Origin of the sequence: Actinacidiphila cocklensis (assembly GCF_907177275.1) — a bacterium.
Taxonomy (GTDB): domain Bacteria; phylum Actinomycetota; class Actinomycetes; order Streptomycetales; family Streptomycetaceae; genus Actinacidiphila; species Actinacidiphila cocklensis.
In genome coordinates this window covers 93,763-111,175 of sequence record NZ_CAJSLV010000045.1, presented here as the reverse complement: position 1 = coordinate 111,175, position 17,413 = coordinate 93,763, and the positions used below count along the sequence as shown (strand labels likewise).

The 17,413-nt window shown below is 75.3% G+C and carries 16 protein-coding genes; 7 read left to right on the top strand and 9 right to left on the bottom strand.

Going from position 1 to position 17,413, the window contains the following annotated elements; all coding sequences use genetic code 11:
• Window positions 1–32: 32 nt before the first annotated feature.
• Both NFU81_RS09065 and NFU81_RS09060 read left to right on the top strand, forming a co-directional pair.
• Entirely contained in the window at window positions 33–674 is a 642-nt protein-coding gene (locus tag NFU81_RS09065; protein ID WP_251487155.1) for an Rv1733c family protein, read from the top strand.
• A 128-nt stretch (window positions 675–802) separates the two neighbouring features.
• Window positions 803–3,205 (top strand): right-handed parallel beta-helix repeat-containing protein, encoded by a 2,403-nt coding sequence (locus tag NFU81_RS09060; protein WP_251487152.1) that lies wholly within the window; start codon window positions 803–805, stop codon window positions 3,203–3,205.
• Here the strand turns inward: NFU81_RS09060 and NFU81_RS09055 are convergent.
• Entirely contained in the window at window positions 3,175–5,532 is a 2,358-nt protein-coding gene (locus NFU81_RS09055) for a hypothetical protein (RefSeq protein ID WP_251487351.1), read from the bottom strand. The two genes, NFU81_RS09060 and NFU81_RS09055, sit on opposite strands and share 31 nt — an antisense overlap.
• A 320-nt stretch (window positions 5,533–5,852) precedes the next feature.
• Between NFU81_RS09055 and NFU81_RS09050 the strand changes: the two genes are divergently transcribed.
• On the top strand, window positions 5,853–6,683 hold the full coding sequence (locus tag NFU81_RS09050; protein ID WP_251487149.1) for a DeoR/GlpR family DNA-binding transcription regulator: 831 nt from the start codon (window positions 5,853–5,855) through the stop codon (window positions 6,681–6,683).
• A gap of 46 nt (window positions 6,684–6,729) precedes the next feature.
• On the opposite strand, the gene NFU81_RS09045 is transcribed toward NFU81_RS09050, so the two are convergent.
• The 5 genes from NFU81_RS09045 to NFU81_RS09025 form a co-directional block, all read right to left on the bottom strand.
• The gene (locus NFU81_RS09045) at window positions 6,730–7,113 is read right to left on the bottom strand and encodes a hypothetical protein (protein WP_251487146.1); all 384 of its coding nucleotides are present in this window, start codon (window positions 7,111–7,113) and stop codon (window positions 6,730–6,732) included.
• A gap of 159 nt (window positions 7,114–7,272) precedes the next feature.
• The gene (locus NFU81_RS09040; protein ID WP_251487143.1) at window positions 7,273–8,679 is read right to left on the bottom strand and encodes a hypothetical protein; all 1,407 of its coding nucleotides are present in this window, start codon (window positions 8,677–8,679) and stop codon (window positions 7,273–7,275) included.
• Between the two features lie 130 nt (window positions 8,680–8,809).
• On the bottom strand, window positions 8,810–9,460 hold the full coding sequence (locus NFU81_RS09035) for a cytochrome b/b6 domain-containing protein (protein ID WP_251487140.1): 651 nt from the start codon (window positions 9,458–9,460) through the stop codon (window positions 8,810–8,812).
• Window positions 9,444–10,214 carry a molybdopterin-dependent oxidoreductase gene (locus NFU81_RS09030; protein WP_251487138.1) on the bottom strand — a complete coding sequence of 257 codons (771 nt, stop codon included), beginning with the start codon at window positions 10,212–10,214 and terminating at the stop codon, window positions 9,444–9,446. The genes NFU81_RS09035 and NFU81_RS09030 overlap by 17 nt, the downstream gene beginning before the upstream one ends.
• A 63-nt stretch (window positions 10,215–10,277) precedes the next feature.
• A complete protein-coding gene (locus NFU81_RS09025) occupies window positions 10,278–11,069 on the bottom strand; it encodes an alpha/beta fold hydrolase (RefSeq protein ID WP_251487348.1) in 792 nt (263 codons plus the stop codon).
• Between the two features lie 158 nt (window positions 11,070–11,227).
• On the opposite strand from NFU81_RS09025, the gene NFU81_RS09020 reads away from it, so the two are divergent.
• Together NFU81_RS09020 and NFU81_RS09015 are read left to right on the top strand one after the other, a co-directional pair.
• The gene (locus NFU81_RS09020) at window positions 11,228–12,571 is read left to right on the top strand and encodes an aminotransferase-like domain-containing protein (RefSeq protein WP_251487345.1); all 1,344 of its coding nucleotides are present in this window, start codon (window positions 11,228–11,230) and stop codon (window positions 12,569–12,571) included.
• Between the two features lie 262 nt (window positions 12,572–12,833).
• Window positions 12,834–13,373: an ATP-binding protein gene (locus NFU81_RS09015; RefSeq protein ID WP_251487342.1), complete on the top strand. Its 540-nt coding sequence runs from the start codon at window positions 12,834–12,836 to the stop codon at window positions 13,371–13,373.
• Window positions 13,374–13,477: 104 nt separating this feature from the next.
• Here NFU81_RS09015 and NFU81_RS09010 read toward each other — a convergent pair whose 3' ends face one another.
• Together NFU81_RS09010 and NFU81_RS09005 are read right to left on the bottom strand one after the other, a co-directional pair.
• Entirely contained in the window at window positions 13,478–13,783 is a 306-nt protein-coding gene (locus tag NFU81_RS09010) for an SHOCT domain-containing protein (protein WP_251487134.1), read from the bottom strand.
• A 139-nt stretch (window positions 13,784–13,922) separates the two neighbouring features.
• The gene (locus NFU81_RS09005; RefSeq protein WP_251487132.1) at window positions 13,923–15,146 is read right to left on the bottom strand and encodes an ROK family protein; all 1,224 of its coding nucleotides are present in this window, start codon (window positions 15,144–15,146) and stop codon (window positions 13,923–13,925) included.
• Between the two features lie 17 nt (window positions 15,147–15,163).
• Between NFU81_RS09005 and NFU81_RS09000 the strand changes: the two genes are divergently transcribed.
• Together NFU81_RS09000 and NFU81_RS08995 are read left to right on the top strand one after the other, a co-directional pair.
• On the top strand, window positions 15,164–16,390 hold the full coding sequence (locus NFU81_RS09000) for an MFS transporter (protein ID WP_422665170.1): 1,227 nt from the start codon (window positions 15,164–15,166) through the stop codon (window positions 16,388–16,390).
• A 136-nt stretch (window positions 16,391–16,526) separates the two neighbouring features.
• Window positions 16,527–16,919: an SCO4225 family membrane protein gene (locus tag NFU81_RS08995; protein WP_251487130.1), complete on the top strand. Its 393-nt coding sequence runs from the start codon at window positions 16,527–16,529 to the stop codon at window positions 16,917–16,919.
• A 48-nt stretch (window positions 16,920–16,967) separates the two neighbouring features.
• On the opposite strand, the gene NFU81_RS08990 is transcribed toward NFU81_RS08995, so the two are convergent.
• A complete protein-coding gene (locus NFU81_RS08990) occupies window positions 16,968–17,369 on the bottom strand; it encodes a MarR family winged helix-turn-helix transcriptional regulator (RefSeq protein ID WP_251487127.1) in 402 nt (133 codons plus the stop codon).
• Between the last annotated feature and the right edge of the window lie 44 nt (window positions 17,370–17,413).

Sequence of the window (17,413 nt, the reverse complement as noted above, 5' to 3'; positions counted from 1 at the left end):
GGTAGTTGAACGGGTGAAGGGGGTGGTCGGCCATGGCTCGTCCCAAGAGGCTCACCAAGCGTGGTTGGCGGTGGCGGCGCAATCCGCTGCGCCGCCGGTCCGACATCGTCGAGGCGTGGCTCGGCGTGTTCACCGCGCTCATGATCTGCACCGTCCCGCTGATCGGCTGGTGGGCGGGCCAGTCCGTCGACCGCGCCCTGCAACGGGTGGCGCGCACCCAGCGGGCGGAGCGGACCCTGGTACCCGCCGCCGTGGTGGAGTCCCCCGCCGAGTCCGGCGCCTCCCAGGCTCCGGGTGCGTCGAAGGCTGCGGCCGCGATAGCCGCGGCAGGCGCCGACACGGACCCGCGGCATGGCGACGTGCTGCGCTGGATCGCACCGGACCGCACGGCGCACACGGGGACGGTTCCGGTGGGCCTGGAGGTCTGGCACGGCGACCGGCTGCTGCTGTGGACCGACAAGGCCGGCGGGCTCGTGCCGCCGCCGCTGGACCGGGCCACCGCGTCCACGCACGCGGTGCTCGCCGGTGTGGCCACCGGCTCCGCGGCCGCCGGGGCCATGCTGATGACCCGGCAGGTCCTGGTGTGGCGGCTGATGCGGCGCAGAATGGACTCCTGGGAGCGCGAGTGGGCCAGGGTCGGCCAGGACTGGGGCCGGGCCGGCACGGGCGGCTGAGCCCCGGCGCCGTCCGTCGCGGCCGCCGGCGGTGTCCACCTGACGGGTTGTCGTCAACGACCGGCCGCCGCGCGCGCTACGGTTGATCCCCCGGTCGGCAGACGCAAGAGGTGGGGAAGAGCAGCCCGATGGCACATGGCGTGGTGCAGGTCACGAACCCGAGCAGTTCGCGGTGGCGCCGCCGCACAGGTGAGTACGCCACCGTGGCGGCAGCCCTGGAGGCGGCCGGCGACGGAGACGTGCTGTCGGTGGCTCCCGGCACCTACCGGGAGAATCTGGTGATCGACCACGCGGTCACCCTGCGCTGCGCGGACGGTCCCGGCACGGTCCGTATCGCGCCGGCCTCCGGGGTGGCGTTGACGGTGCGGGCGGCGGCCGGCGTGCACGACCTGCTGATCGAGGGCCAGGACAGCACGGCCGCCGCGCTGCTGGTGGAGGCCTGCGCCCCGGAGCTGACGGGGCTGCGGATCAGCACCCGCTCCGCCGTCGGCCTCGAAGTGCGCGACAGCGCGCGCCCCACGGTGCGGCGCTGCACGGTCGACAACCCCGCCGGGCTCGGCATCAGCGTGCTGGACGCGGCCGGCGGGCTGTTCGAGGACTGCGAGGTGGTCTCGGCCGGGCAGAGCGGCGTCGCGGTACGCGGCGGCGGCAGCCCCAGGCTGGAGCGCTGCCGGGTGCACCACGCGTCGGGCTCGGGCCTGTCCGTCACCGGGGAGCACAGCTCGATCGAGGCGCTCGGCTGCGAGATCTACGAGATCCACGGCACCGGGCTGCACCTGTCGCAGCGGGCGTCGGGGCACCTGACCGACTGCCAGCTGCACCGCACCACCGGCGACGGCGTCTCGCTGGACTCCGACGCGGTGCTGGCGATGTCCGACTGCGACATCCACGACATCCCGGAGAACGCCGTCGACCTGCGCGCCCGCTCGGTGCTGACGCTGACCCGCTGCACGGTCCGCCGCTTCGGCCGCAACGGCCTTTCGGTGTGGGACCCGGGGACCAGGGCGGACGCCAACCAGTGCGAGGTGCACGACAGCACGGGCGACTATCCGGCGGTGTGGGTCAGCGACGGTGCCGTGGCCATACTGGACGCCTGCCGGGTGCACGACGTGCCGGACGCGCTGTTCGTGCTGGACCGCGGTTCGCGGGCGGACGTCGTGGACAGCGACTTCTCGCAGATCCGCAACACCGCGGTGTCGGTGAGCGACGGCGCCAACGTCCAGCTGGACGACTGCAGGATCAGGGAGGCCGCGACCGGCGCCTGGTTCCGCGACCACGGCAGCGGCGGCACCTTCGCGCAGGTCACCATCGACGACACCGCGACCGGTGTGATCGTCACCAAGGGCGCCGACCCGGCGCTCGACCGCTGCACGGTCACCAACGCGACGGAGTCCGGCGTCTACGTGTCGGCCGAGGGCCGCGGCACCTTCACCGGGTGCCGGGTGACCGGCAGCAAGGGCTACGGCTTCCACATCATCGACGGCTGCCGCTCCACGCTGACCCGCTGCCGTACCGAGCGCTGCGCGCGCGGCGGCTACGAGTTCGCCGAGCCCGGGCCGGTCACCGAGGACTGCACCAGCGACCGCACCGCCGCGCCCGAGCCGGCCCCTGTCCCGGTGGCCACCGCCACCGACCGGCAGCCGGCCGCCCAGTCGTACGGCCTGCTCGGCGGGGTGCCCCAGCAGCGGCCCGCGGAAAGCGAGCCGGCCGTACCGGCGGCGCGGGAGAGCACCGAGGTGCTGGGCGAGCTGGACACGCTGGTCGGCCTGGACAGCGTCAAGCGCGAGGTGCGCACCCTGATCGACATGATCGCGGTGGGCCGCCGCCGGGAGCAGGCCGGGCTCAAGGCGCCCTCGCCGCGGCGCCATCTGGTCTTCACCGGCTCCCCCGGCACCGGCAAGACGACCGTGGCGCGGCTCTACGGCGAGATCCTGGCCTCGCTCGACGTGCTGGAGCGCGGCCACCTGGTGGAGGTGGCCAGGGTCGACCTGGTCGGCGAGCACATCGGCTCCACGGCGATCCGCACCCAGGAGGCCTTCGAACGGGCGCGCGGCGGCGTGCTGTTCATCGACGAGGCCTACGCGCTGGCGCCGGAGGACGCCGGGCGGGACTTCGGCAGGGAGGCCATCGACACCCTGGTCAAGCTGATGGAGGACCACCGGGACGCGGTGGTGGTGATCGTGGCCGGCTACACCGCGGAGATGGAGCGCTTCCTGGCGTCCAACCCCGGTGTGGCGTCCCGCTTCTCGCGGACCATCACCTTCGGCGACTACACCTCGCACGAGCTGCTCAGCATCGTGGAGTCGCAGGCCGCCGAGCACGAGTACCGGCTCGGCGACGACGCGGGCGACGCGCTGCTGAAGTACTTCTCCGCGCTGCCCAAGGGTCCGGCCTTCGGCAACGGCAGGGCGGCGCGGCAGACCTTCGAGGCGATGGTGGAGCGGCACGCGATGCGGCTGGCGCATGTCACCGAGCCGACACACGACGAGCTGCAGCTGCTCTACCCGGAGGACCTGCCGGAACTGCCCTGAGCCGGCAGCGCCTTGCCGCTCCCCCGCAAGCCCTCCTGCACCACCTGGGCCAGCAGGGCGGCGCGTTCCCGCGCGAAGGCCGGATCGGCCTGGAAGCCGGAGTGGCCGCGTACGGGCTCCGGCAGCGGGTGGCGGGCGCTGCGGCCGTACGCCACCGGGTCGAGCAGCGGTCCGCGGTCCACGGGCTCGCCGGGACCCGGGATGCCGACCGGGCCGCCGATCGGGTCGGTGCGCCGCCACAGGTTGCGCCAGGCGTGCATGTCGCGGTGCAGCCCGTGCAGCGACCGCTGCCCGAAGTACGCGGGGAACCAGCGGCCGTAGAGCCGGGTCAGCGGGCAGCCGTAGGTGAGCAGCGCGACCCGGCCGCGGGTCTCGGGGTCGAGCTGCCAGACCGCGGCGGCGGACAGCACGCTGCCCTGCGAGTGCCCCGACAGGATGATCCGCCCGCCGGTCCGCGCGGTCCACGACTCCATCCGCCAGCTCAGGTCGGGTACGGCGCGCTCGGCGTAGCAGGGCGGTGCGAAGGGGTGGGCGGCGCGCGGCCAGAAGGTGCCGACGTCCCACAGGATGCCGACGGTTCTGCGGGCCGCGGGGTCGCGGTAGGCGCGGCGGCCGAGTGCCACCAGGGCGACGACGCCGGCGCCGACCAGCCAGGAGCCCATCGCCTGCGCCGCGCCCGCGCCCGCCGCCACCACCGCGGGCGCGCCGGCGGCCCGTTCCCCCGGGGTGCCGCCGCCCGTCAGGGCGCCGGTGACCGCGGCGGCCCCGAGGACGAAGGCCGCCGCACAGACCACGGCGACGAGCAGCGGTGCGCTGTCGGTCAGCCCGGCGCGGGCGACGGCGCCGGCGATCTGCCGGGTGCGGGCCGGCCGGTGCTGCTCGTCGGAGTAGGCCGCCTCGACCTCGCCGCGCAGCGCGCGCTCCCGGCGCCGCAGCCGCCACACGACGGCGGCGGCGGTCACCGCGAGCAGTCCGAGCACGACGGGGATCACCGAGGCCTCCCAGGTGAGTACGGCCGGCGGCCCGGCCAGCGGGCTCCCCGCCTCGCCGGGCGTCCGCCCCCGGTCCAGCCAGTCGGCCGCCCGCTGCGCCACCCCACCGGTGAGCACCCCGCCCAGCCCGCAGCCGAGCAGCCCGACCGCCGGCCCGCCGAGACCGCGCAACGGCACCGCCTGGGGAGACGATCCGGCCACGGCTGACGGCTCCGCGCCCGACCCGACGCCCACCCCGTCCGCCTGGGACGGCGGCCCGGCCACGGCTGACGGCGCCGCGGCGCCCGGGGAGCCGTCCTCGGGGTCGTGGGGCGGGGAGTGGTGGAGGAGGGCGGCAAGGACCGCCAGGGCGGCGATCAGGGCGCCCTGGAGGACCGTCAGGGCCGTGACGGCCTGCGCTGCGGGCAGGCGGCCCGTCGAGGCCCAGGCGGGGCGGTGCCAGCCCGCGTAGAGGGCCGCGGCCGCCAGGGCAGCGAGGGCGCCGGCGAGCAGGGCGCGGCTGGTGCCGTGGTCGGTGGCGTCGTCGAGGCCGGCCTCGCTGCGGGCGGCGCGGCAGGTGACGGTGACGGCCGCCGCGGCGAGGGCGGCGATCAGCGCGGCCAGCGTCCAGCCGAGCACCTGCAGCGGTAAGCGGGCGCCGCCGCGGTCGTGGCGCAGCGCGGGGACGGTGACCGCGGCGGCCACCGTGAGCAGTGCCGCCGCGGTGTGGGCGGAGCGCAGCCGGGCGACCGAGCGGCGGCCGTACCAGAAGCCCGGCATCGCCAGCGCCGGTGTGCCGGGAGCGGCGGCCGCCCCGGGGGCGGGGCGCTGCGACTCGTAGGCGGACCAGGTGCGGTGCGAGAGCCACCACAGCAGTGCGGTCAGCGCGGCGGGCACGAGCGCCGCCAGGGCGAGCCTGCGGCCCGGCTCGCTCCACCAGCCGCCGCGCCCGGCGGCGGCGAAGCCGAGCCAGGAGCTGCCGCGTACGCACCTGGCGCTGCCCGCGCACTGCCAGCCGACCAGGTCGAGCGCGACCTCGCAGGCCGCCGCGACCAGCAGCACCGTCAAGGTCAGGGCGAGCAGCCGCACGGCCGCTCCGTAGCCGCGGGCCGACCGCTGCCGGTGCGAGGGCGGCCGCATCCAGTGGGCGAGGTTCGCGATCATGAAGGGGAGCAGCAGCAGCCACAGCGCCCTGCTGCCGTTGCCCGACGTGAGGTTGGACCAGCAGTAGGCCTCGGGCACCGGCGCCTCGTGGTGCCGCTCCGGGTGCTGTTCGGCGTCCGCGTCGCAGGCGCGGCGGTGCACGCCGGCCGTGTCGTCGCCGGCCAGGCACACCGTGCGCGGGTCGCCGAGCATCCGCTCGGGCGTGGTGCCGCCGACGCCGTGCACCAGCAGTTCCAGGGCGAGTGGCGCCCGCGGGGTCTCGGCATCCGTCCCGGCCGTCACGTCCGCCTCCCGTGTCCCGTCCTTCCCGGGTGTACCCGCGCCGGCCGCGGGTCAGCCTCCGGCGGGGTCTTGCGTGCCGCAGTCGTGATGCGCGGGCACGGCCCCGCGCCCGCAAAGGCGTTCCGACCTGTGGCCCGGCATACACCGGACGGCGTGGTGCGTGGAAGGATGACCGCAGCGCGCCGGTAGACGGCATCGCACACAACGAGACGGACGATACGAGGTCACGGGTGAGCGACAACCAGAACCTCCTCGCGGAGCAGCGCCGGGCACTGATCCTGGACGAGGTACGCCGACGCGGCGGAGTACGCGTCAACGAACTGACCCGCAGGCTCAACGTGTCCGACATGACGGTGCGCCGCGACCTCGACGCCCTCGCCCGGCAGGGCGTGGTCGAGAAGGTGCACGGCGGCGCCGTGCCGGTGGTCGAGGCGAGCAGTCACGAGCCGGGATTCGAGGCGAAGTCGGGCCTCGAGCTGGGCGCCAAGGAGGCCATCGCGACGGCGGCGGCCGCGCTGGTCCCGCCGGGCAGCGCGATCGCCCTGGCGGGCGGCACGACCGCCTACGCGCTGGCGCACCACCTGCTGGACGTGCCCGACCTGACGGTGGTCACCAACTCGGTGCGGGTGGCGGACGTCTTCCAGTCCGGCCAGCGGCGGCCCGGTGCGAACCACGCGGAGGCGACGGCCACCGTGGTGATCACCGGCGGGGTGCGTACGCCCTCGGAGACGCTGGTCGGCCCGGTGGCCGACCGGGCCATCCAGGCACTGCACTTCGACCTGCTGTTCCTGGGTGTGCACGGCATCTCGGTGGAGGCGGGCCTGTCCACTCCGAACCTGGCCGAGGCGGAGACCAACCGGCACTTCGTGCGCTCCGCGCGCCGGGTGGTGGTGATCGCCGACCACACCAAGTGGGGCACGGTGGGCCTGAGTTCCTTCGCCGCCCTGGAGGACGTGGACACCCTGGTGACGGACGCGGGCATCCCCGAGGTGCTGCGTGCGGAGATCTCCGAGCACCTCTCGGACCTGATCGTGGCCGGCGAGCCCGCCACGGAGGGCTGAGGCCGGGCCGGCGGGGCCGTGGCGGGTCAGCCACGGCCCCGCCGGATCAGCCGGATATCCAGGACCAGGCGCGGTCGGGTGAGAGCAGGACCAGGACCACCGCGGCGACCAGGACGATGCCCGCCAGCGCGCGCAGCCTGCGTATCGAGGGCGACATCGGCGGCTTCTGCGGAGGGCTGTCGGGACGCCACGCGGCGGCGGCCTGCGAGGGGGTGTGCGGCGGCTGGGGGCGGCGGCGCCAGCGGCGCGGCTCCGCCTCGGCGGCCCGCTCGTCCTCCTCGCGCAGCCGGCGGGCGACGATCCTGGCCCGGGCCGACGGCTCCTTGGGCGCGCTGACCCGTATCGCACGCTCCGAGTCGTTGGCGAACTGCTCCCACACGTCGTCGGGCAGCGACGGCTCCTCGGCCGCGGGTGATGGTTCGGTGGTCACTCTGTGCTCTCGTCTCGTCCAGGCAAGGCCGGGGCGGGCAAGCTGCACGCGGTCCCCCAACCGGCGAATCGATACTCCTGTCACTTCTACCCGCACAGGACCGGAATCGACAAGTACGGTCCCGGCCGATCGGCCGGGACCGGGCGCCGCGGGCCTGCCTCAGCGGTATTCGGCGAACCGGCGCCGCACGCCGACCAGCACCAGCACCGCCGCCAGGCCGAGCGCGCCCGCGGGCACCTCGGGCCAGCCGTCGAGGGAGTGCCGGGCGTCGCCGGCATGGGCGGAGAAGTCGTCCAGCTGCCGGCCCGCGAGAGCGTCCAGCGTGGTCGCGAAGTCCCAGAAGTCGAAGGCCACGTCGCCGCGGCCGACCTCGGTGAGCACCGCCGCCGCCTGCTCGGTGTCGCCGGACCGCTTCAGCGCGCGCAGCCTGTCGTCGTCGGCGCGGAAGTGGCCGTAGCGGGCCAGCACGTCCTGGTAGGCGGGGCGCTCGGCGCCGGTGGCGTAGCCGGCCGGCGCCAGCAGGGTGTCGAGGCGCTTGACCAGGCCGTCGAACTGCTTCTGGTCGGCGGCGCCGAAGGCCGAGTCGTGGACGAACCAGCGGCTCTCGGTGGCGGCCGCCTGTGCGGCGACCGCGCGGGCCTCGGCGAGCCTGGTCCAGGGCCGCAGCCCCTGCTCGCCCGCGGCGTTCACGGCGTCCGCGGTGGCGGTCAGCGCGAGGCCGCCGGCGAGGGTGACGGCCAGTGCCGCGGCGGTCGCGACCAGCAGGGCCGGGTTGAACCGCCTGCGGTAGTCCCGCGCCATCTCCCACTGCCACCACAGCAGCACCGCGATCACGGCCAGGCCCAGCGCCCAGAGCACCAGGCCCCAGCGGACGGCGGCGTCGTGGGCGGCGGCCCGCTGGTCGTCGGCCTGCCGCTGGTAGGCCGCGGACAGCGCGTCGGCCGCGGGCAGCAGCTGGTCGCGCATGACGTTGCCGGCCTGCACGTTCATGGCCACCGCGAAGCGCGGCGGGTGGCCCGCGACGGGGTCGGGGTCCTGCTCGGCGACGTAGGCGGCGCGGCCGCTGAGGTCGTCGTAGCGGCCGAGGCCGTTGAGCAGGTCAGCGACCGCCTGCCCCTGGCCGCGGTCCGCGCCGAGCTGCCGCAGCAGGTCGCTGACCTGGCTGCGGCGCTGCTGCGCGGTGATCAGGGCGTTGAGCTGGTTGCCGACGATGACGTCCAGGTCGCTCGCGGAGCGGCCGGGCGCGAGGGTGTCGGCGCGCTGCGCGTCGAGGTCGGCGAGCGCGAAGCGCAGCTGCGCGGCCACCGCGGCACGCTCGGCGACGGTGGTGTGCAGCCGCGCGGTGTCGCCCCGTACGCCGACCGCGCCCGCCACGGCGACCGCGCACAGCGCGCCGAGGGCCAGCAGGGCCGCCACCGTACGGGCGGCGAGCCGGCGCGGTCCGCCGCCCAGCAGCCGCGGCCGGCGGCGCGGCCGGTACGCCTCCGGCCTGGTCGCCGGTGCGGCGGCGGGCGCCGCCGGGGTCGCGGCCTCCTGCGGCGCCGGGGCCGTCTGAGACGTCGTCATACCGCGAAGCTAGGTGCGGGCCGCGAAACCCCGGTGTCGCCGGGGCGACCGCCGGGTGTCCTGGCCGTAACAGAACTGCCGCGGAGCCGTGGGGGGACGGTGCCGGCTCCCTGCGGATGCCGACGTCCCGTCAGGGGCCTTCCGCCGGCGGGTCCTGCGGCGCCTCCGGCCGCCACAGCGGGTGCTCCTCGCGCGCCCACCACCGCGGTACGTAGCCCGTGCGCAGCCCGCGCCGCGCCTCGGGGTCGATGCTCGCGAACCACACGTGCCCGGCGATGACCGCGACGAAGGCCAGCGCCAGCCAGTCGTGCACGAAGGTCGACCCGGTGCGCCACACCAGCGGCGCCAGCCGGGGGAACCACATGAGGACCCCGGTGCCCGCCATGATCAGCAGCGCGCCCGTGGCGAAGGCGGCGTAGAGCTTCTGGCCGGCGTTGAACTTCCCCGCCAGGCTCGGCTCCCGCCGCCTGCGGCGCAGGGCGGTGCCCAGCCAGCGCCAGTCGTGCGGGAAGAAGCGGCCGAGCCGGCCCAGGTCGCGGCGGAAGGCGCGGGAGAGCAGGCCGAGCAGCACCGGCACGGGCACGGCGATCCCGGAGTACTCGTGCAGGGTGACCACGGTCCTGCGGCGGCCGACGATCTCGGCCAGCGGCGGGAAGTACAGGCAGCCGCCGGTCAGGACGCAGATGCCCAGCAGCCAGGTCACCGAGCGGTGCACCCAGGTCTCCGCGGGGGTGAAGCGGCGCAGCCTGGCCGCCACCGCGGTGTCACGAAGTGGGGTCATCACCACGGCCGTTCGACTTGCCGACCCACGCGTCGACGTCGTAGCCGTAGTGCTCCCAGTAGCCGGGCTGGACGTCCTCGGTCACGGTGATGCCGGACAGCCATTTCGCGGACTTGTAGAAGTACATGGGCGCCGCATAGAGCCGGACGGGACCGCCGTGGGCGGCGGTGACCGGCTTGTCGTTCATGGTGAGCGCGACCAGGATGTCGGCGCGGCGGGCCTGTTCGAGGGTCAGGCTCTCGGTGTAGACGCCGTCGAAGCAGTTGAAGCGGATGGCGGTGCCGCCGGACTTCACCCCGGCCGCGTCCAGCAGCGTGGACAGCCGCACCCCGGAGAAGGCGGTCTTCGGCACCCGCCAGCCGGTGACGCACTGCACGTCGCGGACCAGCCGGGTCTGCGGAAGGGCGCGCAGGTCGGCGAGCCGGTAGCCGGCGGGCCGCTCGACCAGGCCGCCGACGGTCAGCCGGTAGTCGCTCTCGCCGCGGTGCGGGATGGAGTCGGACACCGAGTAGAAGCGGAATCCGCCGCCGCCGGGCAGCAGTCCGGTCACGCCCGTAGGGTCCTTGGCGCTGACCGAGGCCAGAACGGAGTCCAGCCGGTCCTGCACGGCGCCGCCGACGGCCACGCCGACCGCGCCCAGGCCGAGCATGCCGAGCACGACCCGCCGGCCGACGGGGGTGCCGCGGCCCGCTTCCGACGGCTCGGGGATCGGGGGGTCTTCCGGTGCCCTCACCGGCGGCGTTCGGTCGTCCATGGATCGATTCGAGCACGCCGGCGGCCATCTGGCCAGGGCCGGTTCCACGACGTCAGAATTCCGTCACATCCTGGGCGTCCCCGCGCTCTGCGCCACGGCCGCGAGCAGGCCCGCGAGAGCGTCGTTGAAGGCGGCGGGGCGCTCCAGGTTGGGCAGGTGCCCGGCGCCCTCGACGACGGCCAGCCGCGCACCGGGGATGCGCCGGTGGAGGAACTCGGCGTCGGCGACGGGGGTGAAGACGTCGTCCCTGCCGACCACGACCAGGGTGGGCACGGCGACCGCGGGCAGCATCGCGGTGTAGTCGGGGCGTTCCGCCCGGCCGCGCAGCGCGGCGGCGGCGCCCTCGGGCGGGGCGGCGAGCATCATGCCGAGCACGTGCCCGGCCACGTCGGGCAGGTTCACGACGGTCGCCGGCGCCACCATCGAGTCCAGCACCTCGTGGGCGTAGCCGGACATGCCCTCCCGCAGCAACCGGTCGGCGCGCTCGTTGCGTTCCTTCCTGCCCTGGTCGGTCTCGCCCTGCGCGAAGGTGTCGGCGAGGACGAGCCCGGCGACCCGCTCGGGGAAGAGCCGGTGGAACTCCAGGACGATCTGACCGCCCATCGACAGCCCGCACAGCACGGCCCGCCGCTCCCCGAGGTGGTCGAGCAGTCCTGCGAGGTCGTGGGCGAAGGTGCTCAGCGGTGTCACGCCGGGGACGACCTGGGTGGCGCCGTAGCCGCGCAGGTCGGGGGTGACGACCCGGTGGCCGGGCGCCGCGTCCTGCTGCGGGCGCCACATGGTGCGGTCGAAGGGGTGCCCGTGCACGAGCAGCAGGGCGGTGCCGCCGCCGGCACCGGTGTCGTCGTAGGTCATGGTGATGCCGTTGATGAAAGCGCTGCTCACCTGCGGTTTCCCCTCTTCAGGCCGATGTCCCGATGCTATGCGCGGGGCATTTGCGCGGGCAATGGCTTGATTTGATCTCGGTGCAATAGGGTGGCGCGGGACGTGGACCTCACAGCGGGGGCGTGGACATGGCGCGGGACTTCCGGCAGGCCGCCGACGCGGTGGCGGCGCAGATCGCCGCGGGGCGGCTGCGGCCCGGCGACCGGCTGCCGACGCAGCGGGCGTTCGCGCGGCGGCACGGCGTCGCCGAGTCGACGGCGAGCCGGGTCTACGCCGAACTCGCCCGCCGCGGCCTGGTCACCGGCGAGGTGGGCCGCGGCACCTTCGTGCGCGCCGCGGCTCCCGCGGCGGACCCGGCGCTCGCGGAGCCCGCGGCGGCCCGGGTGGACCTGGAGCTGAACTACCCCGTCACCGCAGGACAGTCGGAGCTGCTGGCCGCCGGACTGACCCGGCTGGCACGGCCCGACGTGCTGGCCGCCGCGCTGCGCCCGACCGGCGCGGCGGGCACCCCGGCGGCGCGCGCCGCGGTCGCCGGGGTGCTGGGCAGGCCCGGTTGGGCGCCGGAGCCCGACGGGGTGCTCTTCGCGGGCAACGGCAGGCAGGCCATCGCCGCCGCCGTTGCCGCGCTGGTGCGGCCCGGCGGCCGGCTGGGCGTCGAGGCGCTGACGTACCCGGTGGTCAAGGCGGTCGCGGCCCGGCTGGGCGTCACCCTCGTGCCGCTGGAGTGCGACGGCGAAGGCCTGCTGCCGGGCGCGCTGGCCGCCGCACACCGGGCGGCGCCGCTGGGCGGGGTGTACGTCCAGCCGACGCTGCACAATCCGCTGGGCGTCACCATGCCGGACCGCCGACGGGCCGAACTGGCCGCCGTCCTGCGGGAGACCGGGCTCACCGCTGTCGAGGACGCGATCTGGTCCTTCCTGCGCGAGGACGCGCCGCCACCGCTTGCGGCGTACGCACCGGAGCGGGTGATCCTGGCGGACAGCACCTCCAAGCGGCTCGCGCCCGGCCTGACCGCGGGCTTCGCCGTCACACCGGCCGGGCTCACCGCGCCGGTGACGGCCGCCCTGCGCTCCGGCGGCTGGGCCGCGGCCGGCTACGCCCTCGCGGCGGTGACCGGTTGGCTGACCGACGGCACCGCCACCGCGATCGCCGCGGCCAAGCGGGCCGACGCGCGCCACCGGCAGCAGATCGCGGCGGAAGCCCTGGCCGGCCTGGCGACGGCATCCGGCCCCGGATCGTATTTCTGCTGGTGGGAGCTGCCGGCACCGTGGCGTGCGGACACCTTCGTGGCCGCGGCGGCCAGGCACGGCATCGCGGTCACCCCGGCCGCGTCCTTCGCGGTGGGGCCGCACCGGACGCCGGCCGCGGTGCGCATCGGGCTCGCCTCTCCCCCGCCGCCGGTGCTGCGCCGGGCGCTGACCACGCTGGCGGCCCTGGCGCGGACCGGCCCCGACGATGTCGCTCCGGAGTAAGGAACCCGCCGGTCGGCGGTGCGGCCGGACGGCCCGGCATTCCGCTTCGACCCGGCCCTGACGCGGAAAGGCCTGGTCGGAGGCGTCCTACCCGACGAGTTGCGGGATTCCTCACATCGGGTGACGCTGATATCGCATCACGGAGTGCCGTAGCGGTCACTCTACGCATTTTCGCTCAGGTGTTCCCATCGGAGCGGCGAAACGCCGGACCCTCGCATGTGCGGGGCCCTGCCCAGCCGCGGAGGGAGTCGCAGCCGTGATCATGCAAGCCGACAAGACCGACAGGACCGACCCGACCCACCGAACGGAACGCGAGTGCACCCTCGAACTCGAGGCGCACCCGTACCGGATCCAGCAGATCCGCCGCATCGTGTCCGCACAGCTGCGCTACTGGCGACTCGATCCGCTGATCGAGCCCGCGTCGGGTGCCACCAGCGAGCTGCTGGCGAACGTGCACCGGCACGCCAGGCCGGACAAGAAGTGCGGTGTACGGCTGACGCTCGCCGACGACCGCCTCACCGTGGCCGTCACCGACAACGACCCGCGGCTGCCGCAGCTGCGGCCGGTGGAGCCGATGGCCACCACCGGGCGCGGTCTGACGATGGTCGAGGCGATGAGCGACAGCTGGGGCACCGACCTGCTGCCCGAGGACGCCGGCAAGGTCGTGTGGTTCGTCCTGCGCACCCCGCTCGCCGTGCCGACCCTGGTCCCGCTGCGGACCGCGATGCCGTTCGACCGCGCGCTGCCCGAGCCCGAGCCGGTGCCCGAGACGATCGCCGTCGCCGTCGCCGCCGCGGCCTGACCGCCGCACCCGGCAACACCCGCCGAAGCGCCGCACGCAGACTGCGGGCCGGGCAGCTCATCCGGTGACCGGACCACGACCCGCGCGGCCTGCGGTCAGGCCGCTCACAGCGCCGCGTTCCTGCCGCCGGGGCCGCGCGGGTCGCGGGCGAAGTGCTCCTCCAGCACCGACATCCGCCGCCAGTACTCCTCCTCGTCGATCTCGCCGGCGGCGAAGCGCCGGCCGAGCACCGCCATCGGGCTGTGCTCGCCGGTCGCCCCCGGCCTGATCTGCTGCCACGGTCCGCCGCGGCCGCGCCACACCGTGCGGCGCAGCACGGTGATCACGGCGGCCACCGCGAACACCCAGATCAGCGGGAGGAAGAGGATCCACGGGCCGGGGCCGCCGTCGTGCCAGGCCAGGGTGTTCATGTCCGTCATCTCCTCGGTCGTGCCGGGTTCTCCCGACACCACCGAGCCTGGCTCTTCCCGCCGCCGAAATCGTCGTACGGCCAGCGGCACCCGGCCTGCTCCCCGCGGAGTACGCGCCGCCCCGCCCCGTCCCGTCCCGTCAGCCGCCGAGCGCGGCCAGCGGGTCGTCGAGCACCGGCTGCCACGCCAACTCGGCCGCGCCGACGAGGCTGTTGTGGTCGAGCGCGCAGGCCAGCACCGGCACGCCGCCGCTGCGCCCCCACAGGCTGTGGTCGGACACCACCGCGCGCAGCGCCTCGGGGTCGGCGTCCAGCAGGTGGCGGTGCAGGCCGCCGAGCAGGATGCGGTCCGGGTTGAGGACGTTGACCATGCCGGCCAGGCCGCGGCCCAGCCGGTCGATCAGGGTGTGCGCCGCGGCCTTGACGGCCGGGTCGCCGTACTCCGCACGGAGCAGGTCGCGGCACTGTTCGAGCAGCGACACCTCGGGGCCGGGGACCCGGCCCGCCGCTTCGAGGAAGGCCAGCGGGTCCGCCTCGACGTCCAGGCAGCCGCGGCTGCCGCAGTGGCAGGGGCGCCCGTCGGGCTGCACCGTGAGGTGGCCGACCTCCAGGGCGAGCCCGGAACTGCCGGTGTGCAGGCGGCCGTCGAGCACCAGCGCGCCGCCGACGCCGCGGTGGCCCGAGGCGACGACCAGCAGGTCCTGCGCGCCGCGCCCGGCGCCGTGCCGGTGCTCGGCCAGCGCGGCGACGTTGACGTCGTTGCCGACGAAGGACGCGACCGGCTCGCCGTCCGGGCCGAGGATGCCCACCCGGGCGATCTGGCCCGCGAAGACATCGCGCACCGGGGCGCCCGCGGGCCAGGCCAGGTGCAGCGGGTTGAGTGCGGTGCCCTCGGGCTCCGCGACCGCGGAGGGCACCGCCAGGCCCGCGCCGAGGCAGATCCGCCCGGAGCCGCGCAGCAGCCCCGCGCCCGCCTCGACGACCGCGCCGAGCACGTGCGCCGGGTCGGCCGGCACGGTCATGCTGCCGGGCGCGGTGGCCACGATCTCCCCGCCCAGGCCCACCAGCGCGGCCCTGAAGCCGTCCGCGTGCACCTGCGCGGCCAGCACGACCGGCCCTTGCGGAGCCACGTCGAGCCGGTGCGAGGGGCGGCCCTGCGCGCCGGAGGGACCGCTGGGCCGGGTGTCCACCCGGATCAGCCCCAGCGCCTCCAGCTCCGCGGCGACCGCGCCCGCCGTCGCGCGGGTCACCCCCAGCTCGGCGGTCAGCAGTGCGCGGGTCGCCGCGCGGCCGGTGTGCACGAGGGAGAGCGCGGGACCGAGTGCACCGCGGCCTCGCTCAAGCCTTGTCCGAATCTGTGTCACCCCCCTATTCTGACTTTGTGCCGACGGTAAACAAAATAGGGACGACCCTGGGCCGATCCCGCCAAGCTCACGCAACCAGCCCTGTCCTGCGCCGCCTGCGCATCGCCCTGACCGTCTTCTTCGCTGTCGACGGCTTCCTCTTCGCCGGCTGGGTGGTACGCATCCCCGCCATCAAGGCCCAGGTCGGCGCCTCCGCCGGCCAGCTGGGCCTGGCTCTGCTCGGCGTGTCCGCGGGCGCGGTGGCGACGATGATGCTGACCGGACGGCTCTGCCGCCGGTTCGGCAGCGACCGGGTCACCGTGGCCATGGGCGTGGTGATGTCGCTGAGCATCGCCCTGCCGCCCCGAACGCACTCGGCACTCGCACTCGGCCTGGTCCTGCTGGTGTTCGGCGTATCGTACGGCGGTCTGAACGTCGCCATGAACAGCGCCGCCGTCGAACTGGTCGCGGCGCTGCGCCGCCCGGTGATGTCCAGCTTCCACGCCGCCTACAGCTGCGGCAGCCTCGTCGGCGCAGGCCTGGGCGGACTGCTGGCGCCGCACCTGTCGCCGGCCAACCACCTGCTGCTGCTCACCGTGCTCGGCCTGATCACCGTCGCGTTCGTGGGACGGGTCCTGCTGGCCCACCCGATCGAGGGACAGCCGGAAGCCGTCGACACGGCCGGGGCGGCCGCCTCCGGGACCACGAGCCCGCGGCGCACCACCCTGCTGGTCGCCGTCTTCGGGCTGATCGCGACCTGCTCGTCCTACGGCGAGGGCGCGCTCGCCGAGTGGGGACCGCTGCACATCCAGCAGGACCTGCACGGCGGCCCGGGGATCGCGGCGGCCGGATACGCGGCGGTCGCGGCGGCCATGACGCTGGGCCGGCTGTCGGGCACCGCACTGCTGGAACGCCTCGGCCAGACCCGGGTCCTGGTGTTCGGCGGGCTCACCGCGGCCGGCGGCATGCTGCTCGGCGCCCTGGCACCGGTGATCCCGCTGGTCATCGTGGGCTTCGCGCTCACCGGCCTCGGCCTGGCCAACAGCTTCCCGACCGCCATGGCCAGGGCCGGCGCGCTGACCGGCCCCAGCGGCGTGGCCGCCGCCTCCACCTTCGGCTACGGGGGCATGCTGCTCGGCCCGCCCTCGATCGGCTTCCTCACCGACGCCGCGGGGCTGCCGATCGCGCTGACCACGGTGGCGGCGCTGGCCGCGGTCGCGGCCGGCATCGCGTACGCGGTACGCAACAGCGGCCGCACCGCCTGAGGCGGCACCGCGCGGGCCGCTCAAGGTGCGGCCGCACGATGCTTGACGTACATCACAGGCGCCGGAATCGCCGGGCTGGGGGATGCTGGGGGCCGCCGCGGGGGTCCGCTCCCCGCGTCACGCCCGAGGAGGAGCGATGCGCATACCGACCTGGCTGATCAACGCCACCCGCCCGGTGCACAGGGAGCGGGTGTCCCGGATCTACCTGCTGGTGGTCGGCATCGCGACGGTGCTGCTGCTCCTGGACACCGCGCTGGTCTCGCACCGGCACGCCTCGCCCATCGCGTTCCTGCTGCTGGTGGTGACACTGCCCTGGACGCCGCTGCTGTGGTCGCTCGCCGCGACCGCCGGCGGACTGGACGTCCGGACGACGGCCTTCGGCTGGACGGGCTGGACGCTGGCGGTGGCCTCGGCACTTGTCTCGGCCGTCATCAACGCCGTGCTGCTCGGCTGCGCGGCCAGGATCGCCCGCCGCCGCGCCACCGCGTCGGGCGGCACGGCCACCGGCTCCGCGGCCCGGCACACCTGAGCCGCGCCCCGCATTACGTCGCTCCCGCCTGCCGTCCGCGGGAGCGGGTCAGACCTGGGCGGGCTTGACGAGCATCCGCTCCAGCACGGCACGGTGGCCGGGGCGGGCCTGCTCGTAGCGGCGCCGGCCGTCGTCGGTGATCCCCACGTACACGCCGCGCCGGTCCTCGCTGCAGATGCCCCGGTTGACGAGGCCTTCCTTCTCCAGCCTGGCGACCAGCCGGGACAGCGCGCTCTGGCTCAGATGCACGCGGTCGGCCAGCTCCTGCACGCGGAAGGTGCAGCCGCCGTCCTCCGGGTCGCCGGCGAGGACGTCGAGCACCTCGAAGTCGCTCGCACAGAGCCCGTACTGATGCAGCTCACGGTCGAGTTCGCACGCGGTGCGCGCGTGGATGGCGAGGATCTCCCGCCACTCGCGCTCCAGCGCCCGCTCACCCTTGTCCATGGTCATGCCCGCAGGGTAGCAGAAAACGGACCCCGATGCACGGACATTAA